The sequence below is a fragment of the Massilia sp. TWR1-2-2 genome, assembly GCF_049897565.1.
Lineage (GTDB): Bacteria > Pseudomonadota > Gammaproteobacteria > Burkholderiales > Burkholderiaceae_D > JAFCUW01.
This window is the reverse complement of sequence record NZ_JAFCWM010000073.1, coordinates 1-3,791: the sequence shown is the minus strand read 5'-3', so window position 1 is coordinate 3,791 and position 3,791 is coordinate 1. Positions and strand designations below refer to the sequence as shown.

The following is a 3,791-nucleotide window of genomic DNA, read 5'->3' as shown; positions in this document are numbered from 1 at the left end:
TGTCCCGTTCAATTGGGTAGGGGCGACATCGCCCGCGACATTCCGATTACAGCCAAACAAGTCCAGTGTCGGCAACCCGGAGGCCGCTGTGGCAGTTTGTGAAACATTCAGGCTAGCAGACTGTCGGACTTAGGAAACGAAATCGCGATTGCACGCCTCAAACAAAAAAATATGGACTCTTGACACCATTCGAGGCCTTTAAACGCGGAAATTTAGCCTAAATTTTGAGCAGACCGCCAATAAAGTTTCTTTTGTACCCATAGTCCGACAGGCTGCTAGGGCGCCTCTCTTCGCCGTCTGCTTGCACGGAAGCGCGACTGGCCTGCTTGGCCGTGAGCCTCGGGATACCCACATCATTCACTCGTCGCACCTTAACTATCCGTGTTTAGATGCGCCCGTCATCGACTTTCTTGACAAAATGCGTCGCTCAGTCAGGGGCGCCAGCCCTGACTCCGCTTGTCGACTCCTTTACCCATGTCGCCCAAGTTAGAAGCGAAATGAAACGCCAACGTCGAGCGAACGTCCTGGCGCGGGCAAGGTCTCTAGCGTGCCGGCTCTGTTCGCTGCGAGACCGCTCAGGTAGACGCCGCCAAGCGGATCGCTGTACTGCCTGTCGAGCAGGTTGCTGACCCCGGCAGTGAACAACAGACCATTCTTCACCTGATATGCGGCGCGTGCGTTCAGCAGTGCATAGCCTGCGGTCACGGGCTCAAGCCGCTGCGTATCGACCCGATCCTTGCGCGCCACGACTTTGAGCTCCACCTGACTGTTCCATTGCGCGCTGCGCTGTTCGATGGCGAGCGTCATATTGGGCGGCATCATCCGGTAAAGGTATCCACCGTCGGCGCGCTTGCCAAGGGTAAGCGAGATGTTGCCGATAAAGTTCAGATCGCCCACCGCCGTCCGTTTGGCAAGCGGCGCTTTCCACGACAGGTTGGCGCCGTACAAACGCGCATCGTGGTTGGCGAATTGCAGCAGCGCGCCCTTGGCTTTCATTGCCATGTAAGGGTTGAAGCTGCCCAACACGTCAACGTCGATGTAGTCATGCACGCGGTTGTAGTAAGGAGCGATCTTGACGAACCAGCTGTCGCGCTCGATGCCGTGCCAGTGGAAGGTGGCACTGAGACTGTCCGCAATTTCCGGCTTCAATTCCACGTTGCCAACATACCCATTGCCATCGCCAAACCAGTTCGTCATCGTCATCGCCATTACACCGCGGCCCCACGCGAAGCGTTCGTACAAGTTGGGCGAACGGGTCTTGCGTCCGAATCCAAATTCAGCGTCGAAGCTGGCGTTGGGCTGATAGCGAGCGGTTGCAGTCAGATCGAGGTTCGAATCGCTTTTCTGCCGTGCGCGCGCGTTGAAAGCGGTGGCCGCCGCCGCATCGGCGGCATTCATCATTCCGGTCGAATATGCCTGCACCGGTCCCGCATCGGAACGCACGCGCTCTGAGCGCGCGCCCAGCTGGGTAATCCATTGGGCGCCATGATGGTTGACGATCTCGCCGTAGAACGCCAGCCTGGTGCGGTGGCCGTCCTTGATATTGACGTAGGTTTGTGGCCCCATCATCATCGAGCCAGCAACCGCAGGCCAATAATCCTGCAGCTCGAAACCATGGTATTCGTGCCCGAATCGCACCAGAGCGTCGTCGTCCAGCGCAATGGTGGCACGCGCCGTGTAGCCAACGTTCTCGCCTTCGGTAATCATCGGCATCGTGCCTTTGCGCTGCGGCGTGAAGAATCCCATCTCGTGGCCGGTTCGCTGCCAGTACGCCGACAGGTCGAGCTCGCCCCAACCGAGCTGGCCTACGTAGGTCAGTGTTGCATGTTCGGCCGAGTTATCGGTCATGTCCATGTACTGATTCGGAAAGGCCTGGTAGGGAATCCGCTGGGTCCCGGCGCGCAGCGTCACACGATGCTCTTTCAAGCGGTACCCCAGCGTGGCGCCGAAGTTGGTGCTGCTGTACATGCTGGCCAACACAGTCTTGCCGTTGCCATCACGGTAGCTGTCCGCTTTCGCCTTTGCCGCATCGAAGGAAACGCTGAAATTCTCGCTTGCGACCGCTCCACTTGCGCCCAACGATACCGTGTGGTTGACGCTGCGGGTGGTAAGCGAAACGCTGCCATCGGTGCGCAAACCGGTGCCCGGTTTGGCAAAAATCGGGGCCGCCGTCGATATATTGATGGTGCCGCCGATGTTGTCGCCGCCATTGCTGACCGGTGTGATCCCTGCGGTCAGTTCGATCGACTGAACTTGCTTCGGGTCAATGTACGACATCGGCGGGTTCATGTGGTTGGCGCAGGCGGAGGTTACTTCCATCGCGCCGATACGAATCTTGAGCCGGTCATCGCCGAGGCCGTTGACCATCGGCAGTCCCGACACGCCGCCGCTTGCGGCGACGGCAAATCCGGGCGTCGACGACAGCAGGCCCGCGCTGTCGCTGCTCGCTTCCATGCGGTAGGGGTAGCTCTCGAGCAATTTCGCGGAAATGACGACGGCAGGAATCGGGGCCGCGGGCGTATTGTGCTCGGCGAGCACGGGGGCTGAACTACCAAATGCCAGGAGGATAGCGAGGGAGATGCGGGAACGTTTCATAATTACCTTTGAGGACATCGAATGTTGTTGTTTGTTAGTTCTTAATCAATTGTCGTGCACCAACCATGCATGATTCAATGATGTGGATCAACTACGGGAAATGGACCGATGCTCTTGCGCCGACCGGCAGCCTGGGCGAGCGAGATGAAAAAGCGCGCGCGTGCCTGCCCGAACGCCCGTTTGTGGCTGCGGGGGAACGACCAAAGAGTTGGACGGCCCGCTGAGCGGGCAACTGTCGGGCCGTCCACAACATGCCAATTGGGGACTGCAGGAACAAGATGGGCGACGTCGGTCTTGAAAGAGCAAGGCTGATCCCGTCGCCGGGCAGTGCGCTTCAGGTCAAGCCAACGGCGACGGGATCAGACGGATGCGGGCGGCGCCTGAAAGAAAAGGAAGGGATGAGTGTCTTGCGTCTCGATCAACGGGAGGATGAAGCCTGCATTGGGCGGCAAGGCAAACGACCCGGCGTGCGTGGCACAGAACGAACAATGTTCGAGGTGAATTGAATCCTACGTGGCCGGATCGGCAATTCCGCCTTGGTCAACGCTTACCTTGACGAACTTGGTCCCGCCAACGCTGCAAATCTCAGACCAGGTTTCACCCCGAGACACCGATAAGGCATGGGAAACCGACGGCGCAAGCGCGGCGAACAGCATCGCAAAACATGCGATCCAAGCGGCGAAGCGGCGCGTGATTCTTTTCATTCCCATACCGAAATTATATCAGCGGCAACGGCATTCCGTAAGTTGAGAGAACCAAGGCTACTTGCGGCTGCCCGGATTTCGCCTCGATTTCTCGGCCTTGATCGAGTTTCGGCTCAGCGCTTTGGTCATGAGGCTGTTATTGAAGTCATAATGGCCGGTCCAAGCTCAGCAGGAGAACTCATGCCAGTCAGCTTTCTCTCGAACAACCAGCGCGAAAACTACGGCCGCTACGCCGGCCCGCCGTCGCCCCACGACCTCGCCCGGTATTTTCACCTGGACGACGCCGACCATGCGTTGATCGCAAAGAAGCGCGGTGCGCACAATAGGCTGGGCTTTGCCGTCCAACTCGGAACGGTGCGCTACTTGGGCACGTTCCTAGCCTGAATGTTTCACAAACTGCCACAGCGGCCTCCGGGTTGCCGACACTGGACTTGTTTGGCTGTAATCGGAATGTCGCGGGCGATGTCGCCCCTACCCAATTGAACGGGACAT

1 protein-coding gene and 2 pseudogenes are annotated in these 3,791 nt (G+C 58.6%); 1 reads left to right on the top strand and 2 read right to left on the bottom strand.

Going from position 1 to position 3,791, the window contains the following annotated elements:
- Positions 1–486 precede the first annotated feature (486 nt).
- On the bottom strand, positions 487–2,595 hold the full coding sequence (locus tag ACP7DD_RS26305) for a TonB-dependent receptor (protein WP_426178321.1): 2,109 nt from the start codon (positions 2,593–2,595) through the stop codon (positions 487–489).
- Between the two features lie 359 nt (positions 2,596–2,954).
- Positions 2,955–3,299, bottom strand: a pseudogene (locus ACP7DD_RS26300) (DUF2946 domain-containing protein).
- Between the two features lie 180 nt (positions 3,300–3,479).
- On the opposite strand from ACP7DD_RS26300, the pseudogene ACP7DD_RS26295 reads away from it, so the two are divergent.
- Positions 3,480–3,677 (top strand): annotated as a pseudogene (locus ACP7DD_RS26295) (DUF4158 domain-containing protein); the annotation flags it as partial.
- Between the last annotated feature and the right edge of the window lie 114 nt (positions 3,678–3,791).